Annotated in this window: 6 protein-coding genes and 1 pseudogene; 5 read left to right on the top strand and 2 right to left on the bottom strand. The window is 59.2% G+C overall.

What is annotated here, in order from left to right; genetic code table 11:
- Together DHN60_RS19685 and DHN60_RS19680 are read right to left on the bottom strand one after the other, a co-directional pair.
- Positions 1-147: pseudogene (locus tag DHN60_RS19685) on the bottom strand (IS3 family transposase); the annotation flags it as partial.
- A gap of 259 nt (positions 148-406) precedes the next feature.
- On the bottom strand, positions 407-1,276 hold the full coding sequence (locus DHN60_RS19680; protein WP_108839029.1) for a LysR family transcriptional regulator: 870 nt from the start codon (positions 1,274-1,276) through the stop codon (positions 407-409).
- A 106-nt stretch (positions 1,277-1,382) separates the two neighbouring features.
- Here DHN60_RS19680 and DHN60_RS19675 point away from each other — a divergent pair, with 106 nt between their 5' ends.
- Genes DHN60_RS19675 through DHN60_RS19655 form a run of 5 tightly spaced genes read left to right on the top strand, consistent with a single transcriptional unit; the run spans position 1,383 to position 6,179 of the window.
- Positions 1,383-1,982 (top strand): amino acid synthesis family protein, encoded by a 600-nt coding sequence (locus DHN60_RS19675; RefSeq protein WP_108839028.1) that lies wholly within the window; start codon positions 1,383-1,385, stop codon positions 1,980-1,982.
- Positions 1,954-2,733 (top strand): alpha/beta fold hydrolase, encoded by a 780-nt coding sequence (locus tag DHN60_RS19670; protein WP_108839027.1) that lies wholly within the window; start codon positions 1,954-1,956, stop codon positions 2,731-2,733. Before DHN60_RS19675 ends, DHN60_RS19670 begins: the two co-directional genes overlap by 29 nt.
- Positions 2,730-3,653, top strand: a complete 924-nt coding sequence (locus DHN60_RS19665) for a flavin reductase family protein (protein WP_108839026.1) — start codon at positions 2,730-2,732, stop codon at positions 3,651-3,653. The genes DHN60_RS19670 and DHN60_RS19665 overlap by 4 nt, the downstream gene beginning before the upstream one ends.
- Before the next feature lie 3 nt (positions 3,654-3,656).
- Positions 3,657-4,691 carry an LLM class flavin-dependent oxidoreductase gene (locus DHN60_RS19660; RefSeq protein WP_108839025.1) on the top strand — a complete coding sequence of 345 codons (1,035 nt, stop codon included), beginning with the start codon at positions 3,657-3,659 and terminating at the stop codon, positions 4,689-4,691.
- Positions 4,692-4,700: 9 nt separating this feature from the next.
- Entirely contained in the window at positions 4,701-6,179 is a 1,479-nt protein-coding gene (locus tag DHN60_RS19655; protein ID WP_108839024.1) for an aldehyde dehydrogenase, read from the top strand.
- The last annotated feature ends 59 nt before the right edge of the window (positions 6,180-6,238 follow it).

Below are 6,238 nucleotides of genomic sequence, written 5' to 3'. Positions count from 1 at the left end.
CAGCTCAGCTATGCTGTCCTCGCCCCTCAGACCGTCCAGGACGATCCTGATCTTCTCTTCGGACGAGTAATGCTTGCGGGTCGCTCGTTTGATGTCTTTGACGATCTTCTCGCCTGAGCTTTTGCGTGTTCCATTGGTCTGTCTCATCTTCCACTCCTCGGTGGTTACGATGAGCCAAGAACACTCTCTTAGCAATTTGCCCTATTTGGACCCATAAGCGCTGACGTCAGACAGTCCTCGTTTTCCTTTCCGAACAGACGACGTGTCAAAGCGTAGTGATGCCTTTGGAAAGATGACAACGGGAATTTGAGACAGACGCCCTGATCGCCAGAATACGGTGCCGTCAAAAGCGTTTGACGCGGTCAAATGCACGGATTTCTGGCATGCGGTGTTGGCCTGCGCCACCTTATCCTTGCCCGGAGCCGATATCCGGCGCGTCGGCGAGCCGTTCAAGAAGCCAGTCGCGAAACGCCTCGGCCCCCGGCACATCAGGAGTGATGCGCAGGAAATACCCCTCAGTGCTCTGAAGGCTCGCGGGGTTTGCTCGAACCAGTTGGCCCGAACTCAGTGCATTTTGTGCCAGCAATGCGCTTACAAGTGCGACGCCATTGCCCTGCGCTGCCATGTGCAATGCGGCGCCGTATGAATCTACAAAAATCTCGGGTTGCAGGACGGGCCCGACCACCTCGCGCCACTTGCTCCAGCCATCCGACGTGCCAACAGATTCTATCAGCGGCAAGCCCTCAAGCGACCCCCGCAACCCCGGGGCCTTCAACGCGATCAGGCCACCCGGCTCCAGCATTATTCCCGCGCGCCCGACCTGGCTGCGCGATCCAAAGGGAATTTCGACATCGGCACGCACCGTATTGTAGTCATCCGGCCAGATGGTGCCGACAAAGCGCAGGCGCAGGTCAGGCATGCGGGCTTTGAATTCGGCCAAATGCGGCGCGATCACCCACTCCGCCACGCTCACTGAACTGGCGATTGTCAGCAGGTTTTTGGTCGGCCCTGCCTCGAACCCGCGTGCGGCGTCGGCCAGAGTTTCGAGTGCGCTGCCGACTTGCGGCAGCAACGTGCGCCCCTCATCCGTCAACGACAGACCGCGCGCACGACGCAGGAATAGAGTCACGCCAAGGCGCGTTTCCAACGCTTTGACGTGCTGCGACACCGCCGATTGGGTCATGCCAAGCTCCTGCGCCGCGGCCGTAAAACTCAGCTGCCGCGCCGCGGCCTCAAAGGCGCGGAACCATGTCAGTGGAGGAAGAGATTTCGCCATACACAACGCAGCCATTAGCAGAACTTATAGCTTGACCCGCGAATCCTGCGTTTGTCAAATCCATGGCTGCAAACGAATATTGGGCCAACCAAAGAAAGATGCGCCCATGCAGCCCGAAATCAGAAAACTGGTCACCTATGACGAAGAGGTGTTGATCGAGGGCTTTCGCCCCGCAGACCGCCCATGGCGCATGTTTGCGCTGGCCGCCGTTGTCCGCAACCCGTGGGCCGGGCGTTATATCGATGATCTGAAACCTGAAATTCAGGCCTACGGGCCAGTCTTGGGTGAAATGATGACAGAACGCATGATCGCACTGGCTGGGTCTGGCGATGCGATCGAAGCCTATGGCAAAGCCGCAGTCGTCGGCCTGAACGGAGAGATTGAGCACGCCTCAGGCCTGATCCACACGCTGCGGTTTGGCAATCACTACCGCGAAGCCGTAGGCGCGAAATCCTATCTCGCTTTCACCAATACACGCGGCGGGGCAAACGCGCCGATCATGGTGCCCCTGATGGACAAGAACGATGCGGGGCGTCGATCGCATTATCTGACCATACAGTTTTCCATTCCCGACGCCCCGCGTGATGACGAGATTGTCGTGGTTCTCGGTGCGGCCACTGGCGGGCGGCCCCATCACCGTATTGGCGACCGGTATCAGGACCTCAAGGATTTGGGCCATGACCTGGACAACCCGGCAGCGGTCTGAGGTTGGCCCCCTCTCCGCGATTGTCGCAGGAGGCGGACCAACACTTGTTTTGATCCACGGCGTCGGCCTGCGAGCCGAGGCATGGGGCGCACAGATTGACGCGCTGTCCAAAGATTTTCGAGTGGTTGCCATCGACATGCCCGGACATGGGGACAGTGCCGCCTTGCCCGCGGGGCCAAGCCTATCGGACTACACAAAAGCCGTTGCCACATGCCTTGAGGAACCTTGCGTGGTTGTCGGGCACTCCTTTGGGGCAATGGTAGCCCTTGATCTGGCGATCACATATCCCGAGCAGGTCATGGGCGTCGCAGCACTCAATGCAATTTTCCGGCGCGAGCTGTCCGCACGCGACGCGGTGATCGCGCGGGCCGCAAGCCTTGATGGATCCTCCGTCGCGGATCCGACTGCCCCGCTTGAGCGGTGGTTTGGCGACATCCCAAGCCCGGAACGAGCCGCCTGTGCGGACTGGCTGCGCAGCGTCGACCCGGCGGGATACAAGGCCGCATACACAGTCTTTGCTCATTCTGACGGTCCGACCGAAGCCGGGTTACAGGCTATCAACTGCCCGGCCCTTTTCATGACCGGCGGACAAGAGCCAAACTCAACCCCCGCAATGTCGCGCGCAATGGCCGGACTGGTGCCAAATGGTCAGTGTGCCGTGATCGACGATGCCGCGCATATGATGCCGATGACACATGCCGCCGACGTCACCGTGCGGATCGCCTCCTTTGCGAAGGAGTGTATGCGATGAACGCCCCTGACCCACGCGTTCTGCGCGATGCTTTTGGCGCCTATATGACGGGCGTAACAGTTGTCACCGCACGGCGTACGGATGGGGTGGCCGTGGGGTTTACCGCCAATTCGTTCACCTCTGTCTCACTTGATCCGCCGCTACTGCTGGTGTGTCCGGGAAAGTTCCTGTCGAGTTACGAGACCTTTGCCAGTTGCACCCATTTCGCCGTGAGCGTGCTGGCCGAGGGGCAAGAAGACATTGCAACCGTCTTTGCCAGTTCCAAGGCTGATCGCTTTGCGCAGGTGCAATGCGATGATGACGTACATGGCGTTCCGGTGGTCAGGGGCGCAATTGCGCAGTTTTCCTGCACCCTGCACCACCGGGTTGAGGCGGGCGATCACTGCGTCCTGTTTGGAAAAGTTGAGGCCTTTGAACACGAGAGCGCTGCGGGTCTTGGCTATGTCTCGGGTCGGTTTTTCAGCCTTGGCACCGAACGCGCCGCTCTTGATCACGTCGACGGGCTGACGATTGCAGGAGCAATTGTTCAGGATGGCGGGACGGTGCTGCTGCAACGCACAGAGCGAGGTCTTGCGCCACTATCTTGCACACATTCGGATCGCGGCGCGTTGCTGGGCCACTTGCGCGATACGTTGGCGGCGATGGGCGTATCAGCAACATTGGGGCATGCCTATTCCGTGTTTGACGAGACCGGAGGGCGCACGCATCACAGCTATTTCCTTGCTGAGGGCCATCAGGTGCAACCGCACGAGGACGTACTGGCCGTGCCTATTGATGATTTGCCTGCACAGACGTTTGCCAGCCCCGCCTTGAAAACCATGATGCTGCGCTTTGCGAACGAGGCACGCAGCCGCAACTTTGGTCTCTATTTTGGCGACACCGAACGCGGTGCCGTACATGCCCCCACTGACAGGATGTAAACAATGGAATTTTCCCTTTTTGCCCATATGGAACGGTTGACCCCCGGTCAGGATCACAAGGATTTGCGTCAGGAGCTGATCAGTCTTGCGCAAATGGCAGACGATGGAGGTATGCGTGCGGTCTGGACAGGCGAGCATCACGGGATGGAGTTCACCATAACCCCCAACCCGTTCCTGAGCCTTGTGGATCTGGCCAACCACACCAAGAATGTGCGTCTTGGGACGGGCACCATTGTTGCGCCGTTTTGGCATCCCATCAAATTGGCTGGCGAAGCGGCAGCGGCGGACCTGATCACCGATGGACGGATTGAATTGGGGATCGCCCGCGGTGCGTATTCCTATGAGTATGAGCGGCTTATGCCAGAGATGGACGCGTGGGAAGCCGGACAGCGCATGCGTGAAACCACGCCTTTGTTGCGTCAGCTATGGGCGGGGGATTGCGCCCATGAGGGCGAGTTTTACGCTTTTCCCGCGACCACCGCAGCACCCAAACCCGTTCAGGACGATGGCCCCCCAATCTGGATCGCGGCGCGTGATCCCAACAGCCACAGCTTTGGCGTCGAAAACGGGTTCAACATTCAGGTGACCCCGCTTTGGCAGGGCATCGAAGAGATCGAAAGCTTGATGGGCAAGTTCAATGACGCCTGCGCTGCCTATTCCGGCCCACGGCCCAAAATCATGCTGTTGCACCACACCTATGTGGGATCGGATAGTGACGACGTGAGCCTTGCCGCTCAGCAACTGTCGCGCTTTTACTGCTATTTCGGGGCATGGTTTCAGAACAAAAAGCCCGTGAACCAAGGCCTGATCGAAACCTTGTCCGAGGAAGAGCTGGCGGCCAACAAAATGATGTCACCTGAGAATATGCACCGCGATCTGACCATCGGCACGGCGCAGGAAGTCATTGACCAGATCAAGCGCTATGAGGACCTTGGCTATGATGAATATTCATTCTGGATCGATAGCGGCATGGACTTTGAACGCAAACGCGCGTCCCTTGCACGCTTTATCGATGACGTAATGCCCGCCTTTGCTTGAGGATCTGAAATGACTGACCTGCCCCACTACCAACTGTTCATTGATGGCGCGTTCTGTGAAGGCAGCGCAGGTCAGGTGATGGCCACGCAGAACCCCGCCACGGGGCAAGACTGGGCAACCTTTGCCTGTGCGTCTGCCGCAGATGTGGATCGAGCAGTGGCCTCAGCAGCCCGAGCACTGGACGATCCCGCCTGGCGGGACATGACCCAGACCGCACGCGGCAAGCTGCTTTATCGATTGGCCGATCTGATTGAGCAGAACGCACAAGACCTTGGGGCAATAGAAACAACGGACAGTGGCAAATTGCTGGCCGAAACGTCATCGCAAACTGCATATGTTGGGGATTACTACCGCTACTATGCGGGGCTGGCCGACAAGATCGAAGGTGCGGTGCTGCCCATCGACAAACCGGACATGCACGTGTTCACCCGCCGCGAGCCCATTGGCGTTGTCGTGGCCATCGTGCCGTGGAACGCGCAGATGTTCCTGACGGCGACCAAGCTCGGGCCTGCGCTCGCGGCAGGATGTGCCGTCGTGTTGAAGGCGTCAGAAGTGGCCCCTGCCCCTATGCTGGAATTCGCGCGCCTGATCGAGGCGGCAGGCTTTCCGCCGGGCGTGGTGTCAGTGATCACAGGCGATGCCGAGAACTGTGCGATCCCATTGACCCGGCATCGGGACGTCGACCGCATCGCATTCACTGGCGGGCCTGACACGGCGCGCCATGTGGTGCGAAACTCGGCCGAAAATTTTGCAGTGACATCGCTGGAGCTGGGGGGGAAATCCCCGATCGTTGTGTTTGAAGATGCTGACCTCGACGGGGCCGCGAATGGGCTGATCGCAGGTAATTTCGGCGCATCCGGACAAAGCTGTGTTGCCGGGTCGCGCGGGTTGGTGCATCGCCCCGTCCTCGAAGACCTGATCGCCCGTATCACGGATAAAGCCAAAGGCATTGTCGTCGGTGATCCGTTGGAACAGGCGACACATGTCGGCCCACTTTGCACCCACGCTCAGGTCGCGCGGATCGAAGACACGCTGGGCAAGGCAACGGCCCAAGGTGCTACGATCCATATGGGCGGCGCGCCGCTGGATCGCGCGGGGAACTACATGGCCCCCACCCTCGTGGAATGCGCAGGGCCAGAAACCGAAACCCTGCATGTTGAGATGTTCGGCCCCGTGATGTCCCTGATCCCCTTTGATACCGAAGAAGAGGCCATCGCACTGGCCAACGACACACCATTTGGCCTTGGCTCGGGCGTATTCACGCAGAACCTTGCGCGCGCGCATCGGGTGTCGGCGCGGCTGAAGGCAGGGATTTGCTGGGTGAACACCTACCGAGCCATTTCGCCTATCGCACCGTTTGGGGGATACAATCAGTCGGGCTATGGGCGCGAGGCGGGGTTGGACGCGATCCACGACTACACCCGCACAAAAACCACTTGGATCAACACCTCTGATAGCCCGATGGCGAACCCTTTTGTAATGCGCTGAGCACTTGCCGCTCTCGCTAAATCAAGATTTTTCTTGCGCCTGAAAATTTTTGTATACTT

Origin of the sequence: Tateyamaria sp. Alg231-49 (assembly GCF_900143535.1) — a bacterium.
Lineage (GTDB): Bacteria > Pseudomonadota > Alphaproteobacteria > Rhodobacterales > Rhodobacteraceae > Tateyamaria.
This window is presented reverse-complemented; position numbering and strand designations above follow the sequence as displayed.

Coding starts and splice junctions, on each gene's coding strand:
- DHN60_RS19680 (WP_108839029.1), bottom strand. CDS start 1,276: ATGGCGAAATCTCTTCCTCCACTGACATGGTTCCGCGCCTTTGAGGCC.
- DHN60_RS19675 (WP_108839028.1), top strand. CDS start 1,383: ATGCAGCCCGAAATCAGAAAACTGGTCACCTATGACGAAGAGGTGTTG.
- DHN60_RS19670 (WP_108839027.1), top strand. CDS start 1,954: ATGACCTGGACAACCCGGCAGCGGTCTGAGGTTGGCCCCCTCTCCGCG.
- DHN60_RS19665 (WP_108839026.1), top strand. CDS start 2,730: ATGAACGCCCCTGACCCACGCGTTCTGCGCGATGCTTTTGGCGCCTAT.
- DHN60_RS19660 (WP_108839025.1), top strand. CDS start 3,657: ATGGAATTTTCCCTTTTTGCCCATATGGAACGGTTGACCCCCGGTCAG.
- DHN60_RS19655 (WP_108839024.1), top strand. CDS start 4,701: ATGACTGACCTGCCCCACTACCAACTGTTCATTGATGGCGCGTTCTGT.